Source organism: Tepidibacillus infernus, from assembly GCF_048898065.1.
In the GTDB taxonomy this organism is placed as follows: Bacteria; Bacillota; Bacilli; order Tepidibacillales; family Tepidibacillaceae; genus Tepidibacillus_B; species Tepidibacillus_B infernus.
Window position 1 is genome coordinate 1,182,908 of the sequence record NZ_JBLWFI010000001.1, and the last position, 17,900, is coordinate 1,200,807.

The 17,900-nt window shown below is 35.1% G+C and carries 23 protein-coding genes and 5 tRNA genes; 5 read left to right on the forward strand and 23 right to left on the reverse strand.

Features of this window, described 5'->3' with window-relative positions; translation table 11 throughout:
• Positions 1-61: 61 nt before the first annotated feature.
• The 7 genes from TEPIDINF_RS06035 to TEPIDINF_RS06065 form a co-directional block, all read right to left on the reverse strand.
• Positions 62-694, reverse strand: coding sequence for a stalk domain-containing protein (locus tag TEPIDINF_RS06035; RefSeq protein ID WP_069798527.1), 633 nt, complete (start codon positions 692-694; stop codon positions 62-64).
• Between the two features lie 166 nt (positions 695-860).
• The gene (locus TEPIDINF_RS06040) at positions 861-1,478 is read right to left on the reverse strand and encodes a TorD/DmsD family molecular chaperone (RefSeq protein ID WP_421691539.1); all 618 of its coding nucleotides are present in this window, start codon (positions 1,476-1,478) and stop codon (positions 861-863) included.
• 71 nt (positions 1,479-1,549) lie between these two features.
• Entirely contained in the window at positions 1,550-2,665 is a 1,116-nt protein-coding gene (locus tag TEPIDINF_RS06045; protein ID WP_069798526.1) for a 4Fe-4S dicluster domain-containing protein, read from the reverse strand.
• A 63-nt stretch (positions 2,666-2,728) separates the two neighbouring features.
• Positions 2,729-2,908: a twin-arginine translocase TatA/TatE family subunit gene (tatA, locus tag TEPIDINF_RS06050; RefSeq protein WP_068724787.1), complete on the reverse strand. Its 180-nt coding sequence runs from the start codon at positions 2,906-2,908 to the stop codon at positions 2,729-2,731.
• A gap of 240 nt (positions 2,909-3,148) precedes the next feature.
• On the reverse strand, positions 3,149-3,703 hold the full coding sequence (yjjX, locus tag TEPIDINF_RS06055) for an inosine/xanthosine triphosphatase (protein WP_235589074.1): 555 nt from the start codon (positions 3,701-3,703) through the stop codon (positions 3,149-3,151).
• Positions 3,704-3,983: 280 nt separating this feature from the next.
• Complete coding sequence (locus TEPIDINF_RS06060; RefSeq protein WP_069798524.1) at positions 3,984-4,760, reverse strand: putative hydro-lyase; 777 nt, start codon at positions 4,758-4,760, stop codon at positions 3,984-3,986.
• 116 nt (positions 4,761-4,876) lie between these two features.
• A complete protein-coding gene (locus TEPIDINF_RS06065; protein ID WP_069798521.1) occupies positions 4,877-5,668 on the reverse strand; it encodes a carbon-nitrogen family hydrolase in 792 nt (263 codons plus the stop codon).
• 283 nt (positions 5,669-5,951) lie between these two features.
• Here TEPIDINF_RS06065 and TEPIDINF_RS06070 point away from each other — a divergent pair, with 283 nt between their 5' ends.
• Positions 5,952-6,116, forward strand: coding sequence for an aspartyl-phosphate phosphatase Spo0E family protein (locus tag TEPIDINF_RS06070; RefSeq protein ID WP_084818757.1), 165 nt, complete (start codon positions 5,952-5,954; stop codon positions 6,114-6,116).
• On the opposite strand, the gene TEPIDINF_RS06075 is transcribed toward TEPIDINF_RS06070, so the two are convergent.
• From TEPIDINF_RS06075 to TEPIDINF_RS06115, 9 genes are all read right to left on the reverse strand, one after another.
• Complete coding sequence (locus TEPIDINF_RS06075; RefSeq protein WP_421691540.1) at positions 6,113-7,243, reverse strand: hypothetical protein; 1,131 nt, start codon at positions 7,241-7,243, stop codon at positions 6,113-6,115. The two genes, TEPIDINF_RS06070 and TEPIDINF_RS06075, sit on opposite strands and share 4 nt — an antisense overlap.
• 159 nt (positions 7,244-7,402) lie before the next feature.
• On the reverse strand, positions 7,403-8,476 hold the full coding sequence (locus tag TEPIDINF_RS06080; protein WP_069798518.1) for an NAD(P)H-dependent flavin oxidoreductase: 1,074 nt from the start codon (positions 8,474-8,476) through the stop codon (positions 7,403-7,405).
• Positions 8,477-8,729: 253 nt separating this feature from the next.
• Entirely contained in the window at positions 8,730-8,879 is a 150-nt protein-coding gene (locus TEPIDINF_RS06085) for a hypothetical protein (protein ID WP_161937297.1), read from the reverse strand.
• Between the two features lie 276 nt (positions 8,880-9,155).
• The gene (locus tag TEPIDINF_RS06090; RefSeq protein WP_181482220.1) at positions 9,156-9,302 is read right to left on the reverse strand and encodes a hypothetical protein; all 147 of its coding nucleotides are present in this window, start codon (positions 9,300-9,302) and stop codon (positions 9,156-9,158) included.
• 222 nt (positions 9,303-9,524) lie between these two features.
• Positions 9,525-9,600 (reverse strand) — tRNA-Val (locus TEPIDINF_RS06095).
• A 33-nt stretch (positions 9,601-9,633) separates the two neighbouring features.
• Positions 9,634-9,722, reverse strand: a tRNA-Leu gene (locus TEPIDINF_RS06100).
• Positions 9,723-9,734: 12 nt separating this feature from the next.
• Positions 9,735-9,810 (reverse strand) — tRNA-Ile (locus TEPIDINF_RS06105).
• 36 nt (positions 9,811-9,846) lie between these two features.
• A tRNA-Asp gene (locus TEPIDINF_RS06110) sits at positions 9,847-9,923 on the reverse strand.
• A 42-nt stretch (positions 9,924-9,965) separates the two neighbouring features.
• Positions 9,966-10,041, reverse strand: a tRNA-Met gene (locus TEPIDINF_RS06115).
• Between the two features lie 246 nt (positions 10,042-10,287).
• On the opposite strand from TEPIDINF_RS06115, the gene TEPIDINF_RS06120 reads away from it, so the two are divergent.
• Positions 10,288-10,773 carry a hypothetical protein gene (locus tag TEPIDINF_RS06120; RefSeq protein WP_069798516.1) on the forward strand — a complete coding sequence of 162 codons (486 nt, stop codon included), beginning with the start codon at positions 10,288-10,290 and terminating at the stop codon, positions 10,771-10,773.
• Between the two features lie 53 nt (positions 10,774-10,826).
• On the opposite strand, the gene thpR is transcribed toward TEPIDINF_RS06120, so the two are convergent.
• Both thpR and TEPIDINF_RS06130 read right to left on the reverse strand, forming a co-directional pair.
• Positions 10,827-11,381, reverse strand: coding sequence for an RNA 2',3'-cyclic phosphodiesterase (thpR, locus tag TEPIDINF_RS06125; RefSeq protein ID WP_069798514.1), 555 nt, complete (start codon positions 11,379-11,381; stop codon positions 10,827-10,829).
• A 2-nt stretch (positions 11,382-11,383) separates the two neighbouring features.
• Entirely contained in the window at positions 11,384-11,932 is a 549-nt protein-coding gene (locus TEPIDINF_RS06130) for a phosphatidylglycerophosphatase A family protein (protein ID WP_068724802.1), read from the reverse strand.
• A gap of 417 nt (positions 11,933-12,349) precedes the next feature.
• On the opposite strand from TEPIDINF_RS06130, the gene TEPIDINF_RS06135 reads away from it, so the two are divergent.
• Together TEPIDINF_RS06135 and TEPIDINF_RS06140 are read left to right on the forward strand one after the other, a co-directional pair.
• Positions 12,350-12,856, forward strand: coding sequence for a 2'-5' RNA ligase family protein (locus TEPIDINF_RS06135; RefSeq protein WP_068724805.1), 507 nt, complete (start codon positions 12,350-12,352; stop codon positions 12,854-12,856).
• Positions 12,857-12,899: 43 nt separating this feature from the next.
• The gene (locus TEPIDINF_RS06140; protein ID WP_069798513.1) at positions 12,900-13,337 is read left to right on the forward strand and encodes a GNAT family N-acetyltransferase; all 438 of its coding nucleotides are present in this window, start codon (positions 12,900-12,902) and stop codon (positions 13,335-13,337) included.
• Between the two features lie 70 nt (positions 13,338-13,407).
• Here TEPIDINF_RS06140 and TEPIDINF_RS06145 read toward each other — a convergent pair whose 3' ends face one another.
• Positions 13,408-14,235: a PHP domain-containing protein gene (locus tag TEPIDINF_RS06145; protein ID WP_069798511.1), complete on the reverse strand. Its 828-nt coding sequence runs from the start codon at positions 14,233-14,235 to the stop codon at positions 13,408-13,410.
• Positions 14,236-14,336: 101 nt separating this feature from the next.
• On the opposite strand from TEPIDINF_RS06145, the gene TEPIDINF_RS06150 reads away from it, so the two are divergent.
• Positions 14,337-14,684, forward strand: coding sequence for a hypothetical protein (locus TEPIDINF_RS06150; protein WP_068724811.1), 348 nt, complete (start codon positions 14,337-14,339; stop codon positions 14,682-14,684).
• A gap of 87 nt (positions 14,685-14,771) precedes the next feature.
• Here the strand turns inward: TEPIDINF_RS06150 and TEPIDINF_RS06155 are convergent, their stop codons facing one another.
• From TEPIDINF_RS06155 to moaC, 4 genes are all read right to left on the reverse strand, one after another.
• Positions 14,772-16,136, reverse strand: coding sequence for an MATE family efflux transporter (locus TEPIDINF_RS06155; RefSeq protein ID WP_068724812.1), 1,365 nt, complete (start codon positions 16,134-16,136; stop codon positions 14,772-14,774).
• A 100-nt stretch (positions 16,137-16,236) separates the two neighbouring features.
• Complete coding sequence (locus TEPIDINF_RS06160) at positions 16,237-16,854, reverse strand: PilZ domain-containing protein (protein ID WP_068724816.1); 618 nt, start codon at positions 16,852-16,854, stop codon at positions 16,237-16,239.
• Between the two features lie 23 nt (positions 16,855-16,877).
• Positions 16,878-17,411: a MogA/MoaB family molybdenum cofactor biosynthesis protein gene (locus TEPIDINF_RS06165; protein WP_421691541.1), complete on the reverse strand. Its 534-nt coding sequence runs from the start codon at positions 17,409-17,411 to the stop codon at positions 16,878-16,880.
• Positions 17,408-17,899 (reverse strand): cyclic pyranopterin monophosphate synthase MoaC, encoded by a 492-nt coding sequence (moaC, locus tag TEPIDINF_RS06170; RefSeq protein WP_069798501.1) that lies wholly within the window; start codon positions 17,897-17,899, stop codon positions 17,408-17,410. The genes TEPIDINF_RS06165 and moaC overlap by 4 nt, the downstream gene beginning before the upstream one ends.
• Position 17,900 lies beyond the last annotated feature (1 nt).

The following is a 17,900-nucleotide window of genomic DNA, read 5'->3' on the forward strand; positions in this document are numbered from 1 at the left end:
AAGACGACTTTTTAGTAAGGCACTTTACTATTATTGACAATCTTACCCCTATTCAAACGATTTACTTAACCAAGATTAGTTTTTCACCTATTTTAAGAAACTCACCACGAGTAGCTTCGCTTTTCAATAGAAACTCTACACGATAATTACCGGTTTTAATAAAATCAATATTTTTGAAGGGAGTAACATACTGCAAGCTATCTTCATTTGTTGCATCAAAGGTTTTGGTTTCCCCTTCTTCTACAAGTTTTCCATCTGGATCTTTAAGCACTACTTTAATTTGAATTTTTTCATTTGGTAAATTATCCACTTCACTATAAACAGCGAAATTAAATCCAGAACGTCTGTTTGTAGGGATTTTCCCAAAAGGACTATAAATAACATAGTTCCCATTATCCAAAACTGGGTTTGCAGTAAGCTGCATATTCACATTGGGTTTTATCATTTTTACAAGGCTTTTTTCCTCATCCCAATAAACAATCGCTCCCATAGACTCGGCAATCGTTTTAAGAGGTAGAACTGTTGTATTTTCAATGATAAATCCTGGGACTTTGGATACCATCTGCTCTCCATTAAGGAGAACTTTTACCTTCTCATAACCATTAAAATAACCATAAATCGCATTCCCTGCATAAACTGTAACGGCACTAAATAGAAGAATCATCGTTAGAATAATCACAACTCTTTTTTTCATTATGTTACCTCCGCACTCTTTTCACGTTTCAAATTGTCTATACTCTTTATACATTTTTCAAACCAAAATGTTGCGGTTAAAATGAAAAAAAGAAATGCATTCTTCGAAAAAACTCTATAAAATAGAAATCCCTACTTCTCAATATGAAAAGTAGGGATTTTCAACTTTATGGCCTCTTTTCGTTGTTTATGAAACTGATGATGATGTCTGTTACATCGATATAAAAGGAACTATCATTTACTTTTAATAATTCATGTTTAAAATCTTCTAACCAATCAAGATGATCAGCAACGAATTGATTTACATGTTCTTCACTCGTTTCTTTGATCAAAAAAGCAAGAAACTCTAATAAGAGTGTCAAATGATCAGGCATTTTTGCATAATCATCTGGGATTTCTAAATGGAATTGTTCGAAGAGGTGCCTGATGTGTAGAGCTGCATCACCAAACAGATACCCTTTGCTCTTTGCAATAGATAGTCCAGCAGTTGGATCAGTTGTCCATACCTTGTAGACTGATTCAATCGGTGGGGCATAAGGTTTAATCACACCCATAAAACAACGCATATAGGTTTGTTTCATTTCAGAAAAATTTGGAAATCTACCTTTTAACTGAACAGTTGGTTTGGTGTAATTTGCTTCTTTCGCCATTTCTACTAGTAGTTGATCAACTGTTCCATTCATAACATCTTGATAAAAGTCTTCAGTTGGAAACTTAAAAAATTCAGCTAGGGTTAAATAGATTTCAACTTTTGCTTGTTTGTTTTGTGACACATGATTCTGCACAAAGACTCCTCCTCTAGACAACATACTTTTTATCTAAATCTGTAAGAGTGATTTTGCTCTTTTGTGTGAAGTTAAAGAGCGAAGAAGCGGGATGAATCTTTATCTTGTTTTACTTTACAAAATTCACAAGTTTCTTCTTCTGTCGCAGTCTTAAATGCCTGGCCACATTGACTACACTCTTTCAACCATAATGTGATTAATACCTTTGGTTCTTGCACATATTCATCAAGCTTAACACTTTGGTATGTGATAGATTGTTCTGGACATGCGCTGCATCTTTGGCAAGCAATGCAATCTTGAGTAGAAAAAACGAGTTTACTTTGATTCCCCTCATTTTTCCATTTAATCGCTTCTGTGGGACAAATTTGTTCACAAATTGTACAACCTCTACATTTGTCTATCGATTCAATTTTTAAAAATTGACCAAAGGGTAAGGTTGTTTTATTATGTCTTGATGTGCTTAGTAGCTGCAGATATTGATTCAATTTCTTCCTTTTAAATAGATTCCTTTCTTTTTTACCCTGTTTCTCGGAATCAGTCACTCTTTTCAATTCTTCGTTTTGGTCTTTCTCTGCAAACATCATCTTCCGAATATTACGGATAGAAAAATTCTGTAGTAATTCCCTTCTTGTTATTCCTTGAAAAACAACATCATCGGCTTCTTGTATTTCTTCTGCTGTAAGATCAATTTTCACTTTCCTATAAACCAATGCTAGTTCTTGTTCCAATCTTGCAAAATGTTTTTGGATCAGGTCAAACCCTACTTTCTCACATGTTTGACATTTTCCAATATAAAAACTTACCTTCTCTTTTCCTTTTGTAAATGCTAAAAGAAGATGCTGATCAAGATAAAGATAACAAGGTAGTTTAATTCCCTTTTGTATATTTTCTGCTTGATCACAAGTGATCTTAGATAAGGGAAATTCTTCAATCTGCCTATAAATCTCTTGGTATGGCTTTTGGATGTGGTCGATTGCAAAAACAGGACAGGCACCAATACATGCTCCACAATTGACACATTTTGAATGATTCAACTCTGGAACTTGGTCATTCAATTGGATCGCATTTGTTGGACAATTTGCCACACACTCGTTACAAACCTTTTTTCGATTTGCATAGTTGATGCAACTCTTTTCCTGAATTTGAACTACTTCAAATTGAAAAAAGTTCTTTAAATCCTGACGCATTTGCACTCCCCCAGCTAAAGTTTCACCTCCCCAGAGAATGAACCTCTCATAAATAAAAATCTATTATTTTTCTTTAGAATTGGATTCATTCTCATCAATCAATTCCTTCGTTGCACTTTTAAATTCCTTTAGTGTTTTGCCAGCTGCTCTTCCAAGCTCAGGTAATTTATTAGGTCCAAAAATAACTAAGGCAATGATTAAAATGAGAATCAATCCAGGTACTCCGATATTAGCAAAGGACATCCTCGTTCCCTCCTTTCTATGATAACTATTTCACAAAGTCTCTTTTACCTAACCAGTTAAAAAATATAATTATTCCTCTTTTACAGTTATTATTTTATAGGAAGATAAGGGCAAAAAGTCAGTGTAAATTTGAAAATTTAGCGAACACCTTGACAAAAGTGATTACAGAACTGAAACAGAAAAACGTAATCAATACTTTAAAGGAATAGAACAATTTGTAGATAAAATTGGTGACCACTGTTAGTTTTCTTCATACAACTGTGGGTTTAAAAATCTGGCAAAAGCAGAAATGGTTACATCACGGAACATATCTTTTCGAGTGATGAGCTGGTTTGTTAAAATCCCAATTGTACCTTCTTTTTTCTTCACATTGTGTTTTCCTGTAAAATCATCAATAATATCTCCCAACTCTTTCCCCATACGTAAATGGTTTGCAATTTCTTCAGGGAGCTGTACACGGAGTCCACCACCGATTCCCACATTCCCTTCTTTATCAACTACTACACCCCAATTACATAAAAACATACCAAACGGAGATTCAATTACTCCTCCTTCTAACCCTATACAGTAATCAAAGAAATGCGATTCCTTTTCCGCAAACATTACGTTATTTGCGCGATTAATTGCTCCTTGAATCGTTTCTTCATCTGAAAAAGGTTGTTCAGACACTTGCGATTCTACATCTAATCCAATCACTTCTGCTTCAAACCCCATTTCAGCAAATGCTGATCGAACCGCCTCAATTTTTGCAGGATTCTTTGACCCTACTCCAATATGTAAGACCAATTTCCACACTTCTTTCCTTCACAATATGGTTTAATCCTAACTATAGTAAAACATTCTCTTTCCCAAATCGCAAGAATAGAATAAGAAAAGGTTTGTATATTCCATCGCGCTCCGTCATCCGTTCCCTTCTATAAGAGAGAAGGGCACTTGAAAGCACACAAAGTGTACAAGTCGTGCTACACAGCTAAAGCTGTTCGTCACGCTATGTCGCAGCTTATGGAATATACAAACCCCTAAATGACAACGGAAAATTCAACAAACATTTGTTGTCAGGTAATCTATGTTTAATTTATCTAGCAAGTTTGGCCGTTGGATAATCCGTAATGAGCATGTGCCCTGGGGCATGAGTAATCGTGATATCTGGTTTGCTATTTAATAGAGCGACTTGAGGCGTCACACCACATGCCCAAAACACAGGTACTTCATTTTCTGCGATGTCAATAGAATCGCCAAAGTCTGGTGAATGGATGTCTTTGATACCAATTTGGGTAGGATCTCCTATATGAATAGGGGAACCATGTGCACTAGGAAACCTAGAAGTAATTTCGACAACACGAGGGATTAAAGAATAATGAAATGGTCTCATACTTACAACTTGATTTCCTCTAAAAGATCCTGCTGGTTCAGTCTCAATATTCGTAATATACATCGCCACGTTTTTCCCTTGGTTGATGTGTTTTACGGGTATTCCATTATTTATTAATTCATTTTCAAAAGTGAAACTGCATCCTAGAAGAAAGGTTACAAAATCATCTTGCCAAATATCCTTTATATCCAATGGTTCATCAACGAATTCACCATTTTTAAATACTCGGTATTTAGGAACATCGGTTCTTATATCAATGATATCATCTGAATATTTTTTTATATAAGGTGAACCGGTATCCGTAATCTCTAATATTGGACAAGGTTTGGGATTTCTGATACAAAATAAAAGAAAATCATAAGCGTATTTTTTCGGTAGAATGACTACGTTTGCTTGTAATCGATCCATCCCATAACCTGTCGTAGGTTTCGTAAATTCATTGGCTCTAATTTTCATTCTTAATTGTTGAACATTTTCCATCTCATCACCCCATCTTTTAAATAAATGGTATGTAATATTATCGAACAAAAGAAGCTCTATTCGGAAAATAAGTCGTTACCAATACCACTCATCTTAATCCTCCTTCTTTTCTTTGACTAAAAATAAAATTCTTCTTTACGGTCTTTAAATACAGGAATTCTGTTCCTTATCTCTGGAACAATGGACAAATCAAGTTCTGCCGTAATAATTTCTTCCTCTTCTGTACCTTCAGCAATCACCTCTCCCCATGGATCAATAATCATCGAATGGCCAAAGAATGTATTATTCGGGTCACTTCCCACACGATTCGTTGCAACCACAAACATTTGGTTCTCAATTGCTCGAGCAATAAGGAGACTTCTCCAATGATATAAGCGAGGATGTGGCCATTCTGCTGGGACAAATAATACTTCCATCCCATCTAATGCCATCGAACGTATTAACTCTGGAAAACGAATATCATAACAAATGACGATTCCGGCTTTATGGCCATATAAATCAAAAGTGAAACGTTTGTTACCGGGTTCAAGATATTTTTCTTCATTCATGAGTCGAAATAGATGAATTTTATCATAGTAGCCTCGTACATCACCATGATTATCAATGACATAAGTAGTATTAAAGACCTTAATATTCCTCACATTCGCCACCGAACCTGGGATGATATAGGAACCATATTGCTTAGCGATTGCCGTGAAGGAGGATTTAACCATTTCTCCATCTCGATCTCCATTTTTAAGAGCGTTTTCAAGATCATACCCCAAATTCCACATTTCGGGAGCAAGCACCACATTGGATTGCTGCTGCTTGAGAGCCCTATGCATCGTGTCTACTAACCGTTGTCTATTTACTTCAGATTGGCCAAATTGAATATCCATTTGGATTGCAGAAACTTTTATTTTATCCATTACTATTCAATCCCCTTACTATTATCGTGTGAGTTTCTCTATGACTAATGTCATCATACAACAAAAACTGCCAAGTGTCATGCGGCATTTCGTCTAATTTTGTAAGTTTTTACAATTCTTAACTAAGCTAAAAACCTTAATATATTCAATTTTGTACATTTGCTTAAATTTTTAAAAAAAATTTATGTAAAAATTGTGAATTTATTTATAGTCAGCTAATAAAAATTATGTTATTATTTGTCATGTTGTGTAAAAACATCCACTGAAAGGCGTTTGATATATTTTGTCTGAACAACTTATAGAACAATTTGAAAATTTGCGAGAAGAAATGATTCAATCTGCTATGAAATATGGTTTGACTCATCCAGTCGTTATCAAGTTAAGCCAATCTTTAGACAAATTACATATCGAAATATTGAAAGAACAGCAACAAAAAAAGAACATTTAATCAGTAAACAGTTCCTCAAAATCAATTGTCCATCGATCTGTAACTGAATTTCTTTTTAGTAGAAAATTCATTTTCCTTTTTTCTCTTCCCCCTTCTTTCCAATATAAGTTTACTTCTATGGGAATTTCAAATGACATTAGATTGAATGTGTTCGTCTTATCAAAAATAGTCGTTCTTGAGATTGTATCGATTTTATCCATTTCAACCAATAGTGAAGTTATTTCCTTATATTTATTTTTCGAAAGCAACATTTTAAACAACTGTTTATCATTTTGATTTAAAGACATCAAAAATACATCAACAAGATCATATGGGTTGAGTGTGATTAAATATTGCTCTATTTTTCCTGCTGCTTTATATACCATGACTTGATGGCCAGGATCTAGATTTCTAGTTATATGCGTAATGCTCCCTTTAAAGTGGATACAAAAGTGTCCAGGGAACCCATTCCTAAGTGCACCGAACCCATGAGGCATTCCATTCATTGATGCAGCAATCCGTTGATTACCAATTTGGATTAGAATCGCTCTCCTATCCCAACTCCATTTCCCTTCATATATCTCTCTCATAATTTTAGTATCCTCTTTTGATAATGGTTGCACATCAGCATGATGACTTCCTGCTCTTCGTTGAACATTGAAACGTAGTCCTGTCTCTAAGTCGATCACTTGGAATTTTGTTTTCCTAGGGATAATCGTATCGACCTCTTCCCATGGTAACAATTCTCCATAGTGCTTTCTTTTTATGATTTCTATGTATGTAAATAATTGCTCTTGAAGATGAGCTGGCAAATGAACCTTTTTAAGCTGTCGAACATCAAATAAGTTACCATATTGATCTGCTAAGTAACGACGAACACCACTTTGTTGATTTATAGTGATATAGGTGTCTGTAAAAGGAAGAACTACCTTAGAGGGATATAAAGGACTTTTTACAATTTCTTTTATTATTTTACTTTGATAGATGGTTAGTTTTGTTTCATTAATTGCTTCAGGTGACGATTTGATGGAAATGGTTATTTTACTTGCTTCTTTTGAGGAAACATTGTGAGAAAATGATGCAAAAAATACGAAACTAAAAACGAGAGTGAAAAGAATTAAAATAATGACCCTGTTTCCTTTTTCCAATACAACCAGCTCCAATCGAAGATTTCTCAGTTATATTCTTTGTATTGGAAAAAAAGATATACAAATATCACCATTTTGCATTGGCGTGAAGATTACTAGGTGTGTAATAAAAAAACCTTGAAATATTAAAACTTTCAAGGATTTTTACTACTAATATCTTTACATAGACATCATCAGTTCAGCTTCTTGAACGAGCTCTTTCATCAATTTTTTAACAGTAATAATCTCATTTAATCGATACCCATTTGAACCGGTAAAAATCAATCCGTTTGAAATATTCCCTTTCACTGCCTCGATAAGTGCTTTTGATATACAATAAGGAGTCGTTTTAGGGTCGCAAGTGACTAAACAATCATAGCACTTTTTTACAGGTATTCTTTCTCCTTCAACTGTTTTAACAAACTCATTATGGATGGCTCTTCCTGGAAGACCAACAGGACTTTTTACAAGGTTGATATCCTCTTGTTTTGAACGAATAAATGCCTGTTTGTAATTAACATCTGCATCACATTCTTCTGTAGCAATAAAGCGAGTTCCCATCTGTACTCCGGAGACTCCTAATTTTAAATATTTTGCAATATCTTGACCATTAAAAATACCTCCTGCAGCAATAATAGGGATACGTTTTTTATATTTTTCTTCAAATGAATGTAACGCTTCTCTTACATCACTTAAGATTTGAGAAAGATTTATTTTAGATTTTAATTCATCAATGGAAAAACCCAAATGTCCACCTGCTTCAGGTCCTTCAACAATCATTAAATCAGGTAAATATTCATACCTTTTGTCCCATAGCTTCGTCATTAGATATGCTGCTTTTCCTGAAGAGACAATCGGTGCGATTTTCGTTTTTGTGCCTTTAATAAATTCAGGTAATTCCTTAGGTAACCCGGCTCCAGAAACAATAATGTCTATTTTTTCCTCTACCGCGGTTCTTACCATTTCCTTATAATGGTTCATGGCCACCATAAGGTTAACCCCTATAATGCCTTTGGGACTTAACTCCCGTGCCTTACTAATTTCTTTTCTTAGAGCTCTTATATTAGCAAGAAGAGCATTGTTTTCGAAATCTGGTTCATTAAAACCAATTTGCACCCCAGAAATGATCCCAATTCCTCCCTCATTTGCTACAGCTGAGGCTAACCTAGAACGAGAAACACCTACGCCCATTCCTCCTTGAATAATAGGTACTGACGCTATTAAATCTCCTAACGAGAGTGAAGGTAATTTCATAAAATCGACTCCTTGAATTTGTTTAATGATTATCATTGTTTGCATTATAACGTTTTAAACCTTTAAAGTAAATATTTCACTTGAATTAGTTAGTATAAGTTTGACAATTTTGGAGATTTCGTAAGCAAAAAAAAACCTTCCTATAATAGAAAGGTTTGTTTCCATATCTTTAATATCTCTTTCACTAGGTTGAATAGGTCTTTTATATGAACTCAGTATCTTACTGTATTATAAATAAAATAATTGCAAGTTCTTACTTTTTGGCTAGATAAAAATCCCAAACAGCTTCTTGTTCTTTTTTTGTTAAATACTCTTCAAAGCTCATCATTTTACCTTTATAGTTTACAACGTAATCTAATAAATCTTTTTGACGAGCTACCTCTTCCACTTTGTAGATTGCCATCCCAATCACCTCTTTTTTAATTTCAATCTCATTATACAACATTTTTTAGTCTATGATTGTGAAAATTATAACAAAAATATGAACATCGTTAAAGTTTAAATCTTTAGAAAAATCAATTAAATACTTTAATATCGGCTAATTTTATTAGATTTCCAGAATTTAATATCTAATAAAAATTTTATGACTATTTTATATGTGAAAACGATAACAATTTATTATTATGTATTACGGGATAGCAATAAAGAACAACAGCTACGTTTGTTTGTAGCTGTTAGTTTATCGACGATCACTTACTAATTTAACCACCCTTGTATATTTCCCCTTTTTTACCTCTTCAGGAGTTGCATCTTCATCTAGTGCATCCATCTCCATACTTGGTGCAATGGTAGGCTCCTTTTCTTTAGGACTGATTTTCTTATCCACGATGATTCATCTCCTTTTCTTTACCTTATGTTCATTATGCTCCATAAATTGGATTTCATTCTTTATATTGTCGCTATTATCATCCATTTACTTATCACCTCTGTACCCTTTCAGGAATAACATCTTGAAAGATGGTGGTCTAAAAAATCAAAAAAGGGTTTATATCCGACCATCAACTTTCCAAAATCTTTTATGGCCTTCAAACCCTTGATATATAAAGTATGGTGACCCCGACTGGGTTCGAACCAGCGACCCCCACCCTGTCAAGATGGTGCTCTCCCGGCTGAGCTACGGAGTCACATATATTCGACGTTGTTACACTCAATTTAGATGGTGCCGAGGACCGGACTTGAACCGGTACGGTAGTCACCTACCGCAGGATTTTAAGTCCTGTGCGTCTGCCAATTCCGCCACCCCGGCAGGACTTTTAAATGGTGGGCCCAACAGGACTCGAACCTGTGACCAATCGGTTATGAGCCGACCGCTCTACCAACTGAGCTATAGGCCCCTACTAATTTAACTTTAAACAAATACTTTTTTAAAATGGCGGAGCTGACGGGATTCGAACCCGCGGTCTCCTGCGTGACAGGCAGGCATGTTAGGCCTCTACACCACAGCTCCATAATATAAATGGGAATATTCGACGTAGTGCAAATAGTTTATTGGTTGCGGGGACAGGATTTGAACCTGCGACCTTCGGGTTATGAGCCCGACGAGCTACCAACTGCTCCACCCCGCGTCATTACATAATAAAATTAGCGACAAAAATTATTATATATGATTTATAACATTTATGCAACAATTTTTAAAAATAGTTTTATCCCTTAAACCTCTTGGTCTTTGGGACAAAAGTAATTTTACCTAGAGTACAATAATTTGTCAATAGTATTGTCACATATATTTAGTGAATTGGGTTTACAATAACATTGTCAGTGTATACATGAATACCATTGACTTGAACCATGGTTAAGGAGAGTGTTGCATTTTGGCCAAACAAATAAAAGACAGACAAATCGCTTATGTAAATAAAGAAACAAATCTGTTGGTGTCACAAATCGTAAGTGGAACTCAATCACTACTACAGCAGACTAAACAATTACAGAGCAATCCATCATTAGTTGTACCTATACAACAATCTCAACTTACGTCGTCCACTGCATCTAACAACATGCAAATGTCTCAACAAAATTTCAAAACGCAACAACTTGGGCGGGCACAACAACATACTAGCGTCCCTGAAATGCAGCATTTAGATCAAATGCTACAAAAATTTTATAACGAGATTGGTAAGATGGAAACCGAATACAACCAATTGAAATCAGCCAATATGAATCCTTTACATCTTCAGCAATTGATGCAACAAAAAGCAAATGCGCTCCAATCATTTAGTAATCAAATACAACAAACAATCAATCAGGTTCAATTATCAAGTCAAACGAATCAAATTTATGAATCAGGCCATGGTTTCTAAAAAGTTTTGGCTGTTGAAATTCATCAACAGCCTCTCATATTTTCATACAAAGCTCATTTCTCTCGTTCATTTAAAAACTCTTTAGTTAAAATAGGTTGATATTTTACCCCAGAAACCGTAAAAACTGACTGGTATAAAGTTAGAGAAGTTACTTGCCATACAGAAGACGTTAGTTTAAAATTTTCCTTTTTAAAGGGAACATTCACCTTTCTTGCTAATGTTACATGAGGAGTATACTTTGGCTTTGCATCGAATGTAATCTTTGTTTTTGTCAATGCTTCAACAAAATTTTGGTAAAGTTTGTTTAACATTTGCAAGTCCCCATGAACATCAGCCCATAAAATATTAGGCTTATTTTCGCTAGGAAAGGCACTTATATTCTTTAACTGTAATTGAAAAGGGGATACATTTTTTACAGCCTCATTTAATGCTTGGTCTAACGATTCCATCTCTTTTTCATCGACTTCCCCTAAAAAAAGAAGAGTAATATGCCAATTTTCTTCTGGTACCCATTTTCCCAATTGTAAGCTGTTGCGAATAATTGGCAATTGTTGTTTAAGTTCATTTTTTACATGTTCAGCTAGCTTAAGTGCAACAAATAATCTCATAGCTAAACCACATTATCCTCAGTCATTTGTTCTTCTATTTCTTCCACCATTTCTTGCACATCTCTTAATCGATGGGCAATACGTCCTGCCGCTGAAGCAGCGATTCCAGCAACAAGGTCATCCAAAAACGTATGAACACCTTTACCGTTTTTTGTATCCAACTTTTTAATTATTCCCACTTTATCTTTATCTAAATATCCAAAAGTGGTCACTGCAATGCTTCCATAACCAAAGACAGAGCCTAATGCCATTGTTTCATCAATTCCAAAAAGTCCTTCATCAGACTCAACAAGAGATTGCAATGGTTCAGTTAACAAACCTTTTTCAGCCAATACGTCTAACTCGATCCCAACAAGTAATGCATGTTGAACTTCACGTTTTTCTAATACTTTGTTTACACTTTCCAGGCAAAGCTCCATGGTTAAATCTTTATTATATGGCAATTGTAATTCATAGACGATTTCTGCAATGTCTTCCAATGTAACACCGCGTTCTCTTAATCTCTGTAACGCTGCAGCTTTTACCTCTTTACTTGGTACCCTTCTTTTCAATACCTGTCACCTCCAAAAATATCTTTCTCCATCATATCACTTTCTCTACATATACAAAATAAACTTCATTATATATATTATTAAAAAAAAGAGTAGCAGTGAATCATGCTTACACTGCCACCCTTATCAAATATAAAATAAAAATAGATAAAGATTATTGATTTTGATGTTGATCCAGTCTTTGAATTAAATAGGCTAAACCATAACTCATTCCAACTAAAAAAAGCAAAGCGATAAAAACAATAAAAATGACTGCCATTTTATTCCTCCTTCATGTAAAAAAACTCTTTCTTAGTTTATACGGAAAAAAGGCAATTTATTCTTTCATTGTATTTACCAAAATATTTCATATTTCAAATTCTTTTGATAAAATAGGTTTATGAACCTAATGATAGGTTGAAAAAGGAGGAAAAAGGTATGAAATATGGTATTGTGATTTACCCCCAAAAGGAAATACAGGATTGGGCGAATTCATTACGAAAACGTTATGATTCTCATTACACATTAATTCCGCCCCATATTACAATTAAAGAGGCTTTTGAGATAGAAAATATAAACGAGGCTATTCAATATATTGAAAACATTACAAGTCAAATTCCTCCTTTTACATTAAAACTAAGCAAAGTCGGTACTTTTCTTCCTATCTCTCCTGTTGTATATGTAGGGTTTGAAAAAAATCCTGTTATTTATGAATTACAAGAAAAACTAAACGCTGACATCTTAAAGCGGCCATTAAAACATCAATTTATTCCACATATGACCATTGCTCAAGATTTGCATGAACAAGAAATACATGATGTATATGGTAGATTGAAATTGGAAAATTTAAATAAGTCTATACTGGTCGATCGAATTCATTTGTGTTATCAGATTGAGAATCAATCATGGACAGTTTATCAAACTTTTTTATTAACAGGAAAATAATAGCAGTGAATTTAAATATTCGTAGCAAATTTGAGGTGAGTTTATGCAAAAGTTGATATACAAACTCGTAACAAATCTACAAGAATTAAAGGATGCTTTTTCTATTAGAGAAGTTGTTTTTATCGATGAACAACAAGTTCCAAAAGAACTAGAAATGGATGAATACGATAATACAGCAACTCACTTTATTGTCTATGATGATAAACGTCCTGTAGCAACTGCAAGAATGAGGGAATACCATGACCCCTCCACCGTCAAGATTGAGAGAGTCGCTGTCCTGAAGGATGAGCGAGGTAAAGGTATTGGAAAAAAATTAATGACTTTTATTGAACAAGAAGCTTTAAAAATGGGATTTAAAACCCTAAGATTAAACGCTCAACGACATGCCGAAACGTTTTATAAAGACCTAGGATATATGACCATCAGCGAACCGTTCGATGAGGCCGGTATTGAACATGTTACCATGGAAAAGAAAAGTTAAGGTTTTTTAAAATGTACCTCATCCTTCGTGATATCTCATTAACATGTATGTCGAAAGAGTAGAGATATTCCTATCTTCTTAAATTTTTTAAACGTTCCACAACCTGATAGGGAACCATTTTTGTCCCTATTGGCGCGTGGAACATCTCGCCATTCCTTGAACCATGAAAATCAGAACCAGCGGTTACAATTATTCCGTAAGTTTCTCCCATTTCTTGATACCGTTTTTCTGCCTCTTCATCGTGATCAGGATGAAAAGCCTCAATTCCTTTAAGCCCGTATTTAATCAATCTAACAACCATTTCATCATCATCGTATAATCCTGGATGGGCTAATACTGGGACTCCTCCAGCTTTTTTAATAATATCAATTCCTTCCTCTGGAGAAATTCGAATCGGATTTACGTAGGCCTTTCCCTTTTTTCCAAGGTACAAATCAAAAGCTTCTTCCATGGTATCAACCACTTTCTTCTCGATCAATACTTCAGCAATATGAGGTCGACCAACATTAGCCCCTTCTCTTCTAATTTTCTTTTTCACTTCATCTAATGTGATCTGTATGCCAAGCTCATTTAATTTGACTATTATCATTTCATTTCGTTTATCCCTTGCTTTTTGCAGTTCATCAAGCGTATTTAAAAATTCCTTATCTTGGTAGCGAATAAAATACCCAAGAACATGAATATCTTGTCCTTTTTCTACAGTACTCATCTCAATTCCAGGAACAACCTCAATTCCTATTTTTTCAGCCATTTCAATCGCTTCATCAATTCCACTTACTGAATCGTGATCTGTGACGCCTAAAGCAGCCAATCCTGCTTCTTTTGCTAATTTGACGTTATCTGCAGGTGCATTTAGACCATCTGATGCAGTGCTATGCGAATGCAAATCTGCTCTCATCCTTTTCACTCCTTAAAAAAAATTCACAAAAATAACAGGTATTTTGAACAAGGCATCCCTCATAAACGTTTTAATACAATAAAGTTAAAGGAGGCCGTTTTGTGCACATTAACGTAAAGTCTGGATTTAAAATTGTAAAACCCTCTTCAAGAATTGATAAAGTATTTGAATCTCAAGGGTTCAAGAAAAAAGGGGGCAAAGACTTTCCCTACTATCGTCTAAGAATAGATGATATTTGCACACGAACGAGTTATGAATTACAGATACCCATACAGGAAATCTATTTAAGTCCAAAAGAATCTCTATATAAATTTCAGGAGATGATTATTCATACCCGATCTCCAGTAAAACCCCATCAAATTCCGGAGGCGATTATTCAAGCGGCAAAGGAAAAAATGAATGAGGTATTTTCTACTCTTTCTGAATCTAAACCAAGTATAAAAATCTAACATGTCTATTTTACCCTTTTTATCTTTTTATCATGAAAAAGAAAATATGAAAAGGCTGCGAGTTTTGCAGCCTTTACTTCATTATTCTCACACCATTTCAGCACTATGTTTAACCAATACTTTCTTCTGCCAAATTCGACTTTTCCAGCGAAAGAACATAAAAATACCTCTAAACCATTCATCTGCTGCAAACCCTAACCAAGCGCCGATTAAACCAAGGCCAAAGTGAATTCCTAAAACATAGGTTAAGGTTACACTTACACCGAACATTGAGATCACTCCCATGATAACAGGAAAATTCACATCCCCTGCCGCACGAAGAGAACTAATCAAGACTAAATTAAACGTTCGTCCTGCTTCTAGTAAAATATTAATCATCAATAAAGTTGAACCTAATTCTATAATCGAAGGGTCAACAGTGAAAATTCGGAATAAGTATTTGCTTAGCACAGAAAATAAAATAGCAACTGAAACCGAAACGATAAAGCTAATTTTTAAACTACGTAATGCTGTATGATAAGCATCGTCATTCTTTTTTGCGCCAACTAAATGTCCAACAAGAATTTGTGTACCTTGAGCAACGGAAACGGAGAATAAAAAGATAAAACTACTAAGATTTTGAGCATACACTTTTGTGGTTAATGCCAGCGTTCCCATCATCGTAATAAAATACGTATTTAAAATTTGCGAAGTATTATAGGCTAAATGTTCCCCTGCAGCAGGTAAACCAACCGATAAAATTCCTTTAATGTAGTACTTTTTAAAATTAAAAAATTCACTAACTGTATAGCGATGGTTTAATCGATTAGACAAGATCATCATAATTGCAATAAAACCAATGATTCGTGTAATTGTAGTTGAGATCGCCACTCCGGTTACTCCGAGCTTTGGAAAACCAAAAAGACCAAAAATAAAAATGGAGTTACCAATGATATTCATCACATTCATCGAAAGGCTTACATACATGGCATCCCTAGTAAAACCATTACTCCTTAATACCGCACCTGCAGAATTTAATGCAGCCTGAACAAATAAAAAGCCACCGACAATCAACATATATGATTTAGAATAAGCTTGTAGTTCAATTGGTACATTCATAATGTCTAAGAAAACGGGTGAAAAGAAAGCCATCATTCCACTTAATAGGATCCCAAATAGGAAATTAACGCCAATTGCAACAGCTCCAATTTTTAATGCATCATAATATTGTTTTGCTCCTAAATTCTGAGCCACGACAATACTTGCCCCAGCGGAAACGAAACCAAACATCACAATGGCAATAGAAATAATTTGATTGGTAACTCCTACTGCGGCAACAGCATCATCGGATACTTTACTGAGCATCATCGTATCTATATTTCCCATCAACATAAAAAGGAACACTTCAATAAAAATAGGCCAAGTAATTGAAAAAAGCGAAAGTTTTTGCTGTGCAGATTCCTCTAATACCATACTCTTCCCCCCATCAGCTTTATGAATCAATATTAGTGCAAACGTTTTCTTTAAAACGGATAAATCTAGTATAGTACGTTTACATTAGAATAGGAAGAGTTTATTTTTTTCCTTTTTTCAACATGTATCGTTTGAATAAAGTTTCAATGATAAAGGAGCGAATAACTTGATAATCCTTTGAATTCGTATCTATAAATTTGGCACCATAATAAAACTTTTTATCTTTTTTAGAAAATGTACTCTTCATAATTTCAACCTCTAGATGAAGAAATTGGTCAAATAGCCTAAAAGAAAGAAGAGCAATTCCATTTTCTCGAATATAGCATTTAGTAGAAAAGCCAATTCCTCCCTCACTGACATCATGAAGCTCTATTTGACAGAGTTGATTTAAATCAATTAAGGGCTTCGAACCAGAAAAAGAGACAGCGGTAATTTTGCCTTTTGCATCAATTCGAATTCGAGGGTTTTCTCTAGAAATAATCCATTTGTCTCGTAAGATCAGCGGAACCAGCGTGATCAAGGAGTTCTCAGTTTTACCCATGACTGTTGTCTCGAAGGATTCAATGATTCCGTCTTCATTTAATGTGCAAGAAATCTTATCACCAACATTTAGCTGCACTACTGAGGTTTGGATTTCTAGAAAGTCACTTTCTACATACCGGATCACCCCAGGACGTTTAAACGAAGCACCTTGTATAACAATTTGATTTCCAATCAAAGTTATTAGCCTCCATCGTCATCTTATTCCATTGATTTGTGAGACTTACTCATTTGTGCCTCAAAATTCTTTGGATGCTCTCCCATTTTTCCTTGTAAGATTTGCAAAGCATGGGGAAGAATTTCAATAATCGCTTCTAGATTTTCCCGTACTCCCTTTGGACTCCCAGGAAGATTAACGATGATGCTATCTCCTCTTGCACCCACCACAGCACGAGAAAGGGTAGCAAAAGGGGTTTTTACCCGTGAAACCCGACGCATTTCTTCGGCAAGACCAGGAATTTCTTTATCTATAACAGCTAAAGTTGCTTCAGGTGTCACATCTCTTTTTGCCAAACCTGTTCCTCCTGTTGTAATCACTAGATCAAGCTGTAACTCATCCGTATATCGTATCAAGTACTTTTCGATCAGTTGCCGTTCATCGGGAATAACGTCATATTGCTTTACTTCTCCCTGAATCGTTGCTACGATTTCATGAATCACTTTTCCGCTAATATCTTCTCGTTCACCACGAGAACCTTTATCACTTAATGTCAAAATCCCAACTGACCAATTCACGATGATATCTCCCCTTTGTTTCTGACATACTCCCCACTTTTGCCCCCTGTTTTAGAGACGAGATAGGTTTCCCCTAATACCATTCCTTTGTCTACTGCTTTACACATATCATAGATGGTTAACATGGCAACACTTACAGCGGTTAGTGCTTCCATCTCTACCCCTGTCACATTCGTGGTTTTAACGGTGGACTCTACAATAATTGTATTTTCACCTGATTCTTCAAAGGAGATATCCACTCCAGTGAGTGGAATAGGGTGGCACATAGGAATAAGCTCTGATGTTTTTTTTGCTGCCATGATCCCAGCGATTTGGGCAACAGCTAAAACATCTCCTTTCCCAATCTTTCCTTGCCGAATTAGTTGCAAGGTTTCTGGCTTCATAATGATTGTGCCTCTAGCCACAGCTGTTCGTTTAGTCACGTTTTTTTCACTTACATCAACCATTTTGGCTCGGCCTTGATTATTAAAGTGGGTTAATTCGCTCATC

Excerpts from the sequence above, each read along its gene's own strand:
- TEPIDINF_RS06035 (WP_069798527.1), bottom strand. The coding sequence starts at position 694 with ATGAAAAAAAGAGTTGTGATTATTCTAACGATGATTCTTCTATTTAGT.
- TEPIDINF_RS06045 (WP_069798526.1), bottom strand. The coding sequence starts at position 2,665 with ATGCGTCAGGATTTAAAGAACTTTTTTCAATTTGAAGTAGTTCAAATT.
- tatA (WP_068724787.1), bottom strand. The coding sequence starts at position 2,908 with ATGTCCTTTGCTAATATCGGAGTACCTGGATTGATTCTCATTTTAATC.
- TEPIDINF_RS06060 (WP_069798524.1), bottom strand. The coding sequence starts at position 4,760 with ATGGAAAATGTTCAACAATTAAGAATGAAAATTAGAGCCAATGAATTT.
- TEPIDINF_RS06065 (WP_069798521.1), bottom strand. The coding sequence starts at position 5,668 with ATGGATAAAATAAAAGTTTCTGCAATCCAAATGGATATTCAATTTGGC.
- TEPIDINF_RS06080 (WP_069798518.1), bottom strand. The coding sequence starts at position 8,476 with ATGAAATTACCTTCACTCTCGTTAGGAGATTTAATAGCGTCAGTACCT.
- TEPIDINF_RS06085 (WP_161937297.1), bottom strand. The coding sequence starts at position 8,879 with ATGGCAATCTACAAAGTGGAAGAGGTAGCTCGTCAAAAAGATTTATTA.
- thpR (WP_069798514.1), bottom strand. The coding sequence starts at position 11,381 with ATGAGATTATTTGTTGCACTTAAGCTAGCTGAACATGTAAAAAATGAA.
- TEPIDINF_RS06135 (WP_068724805.1), top strand. The coding sequence starts at position 12,350 with ATGAAATATGGTATTGTGATTTACCCCCAAAAGGAAATACAGGATTGG.
- TEPIDINF_RS06140 (WP_069798513.1), top strand. The coding sequence starts at position 12,900 with ATGCAAAAGTTGATATACAAACTCGTAACAAATCTACAAGAATTAAAG.
- TEPIDINF_RS06145 (WP_069798511.1), bottom strand. The coding sequence starts at position 14,235 with ATGAGAGCAGATTTGCATTCGCATAGCACTGCATCAGATGGTCTAAAT.
- TEPIDINF_RS06155 (WP_068724812.1), bottom strand. The coding sequence starts at position 16,136 with ATGGTATTAGAGGAATCTGCACAGCAAAAACTTTCGCTTTTTTCAATT.
- moaC (WP_069798501.1), bottom strand. The coding sequence starts at position 17,899 with ATGAGCGAATTAACCCACTTTAATAATCAAGGCCGAGCCAAAATGGTT.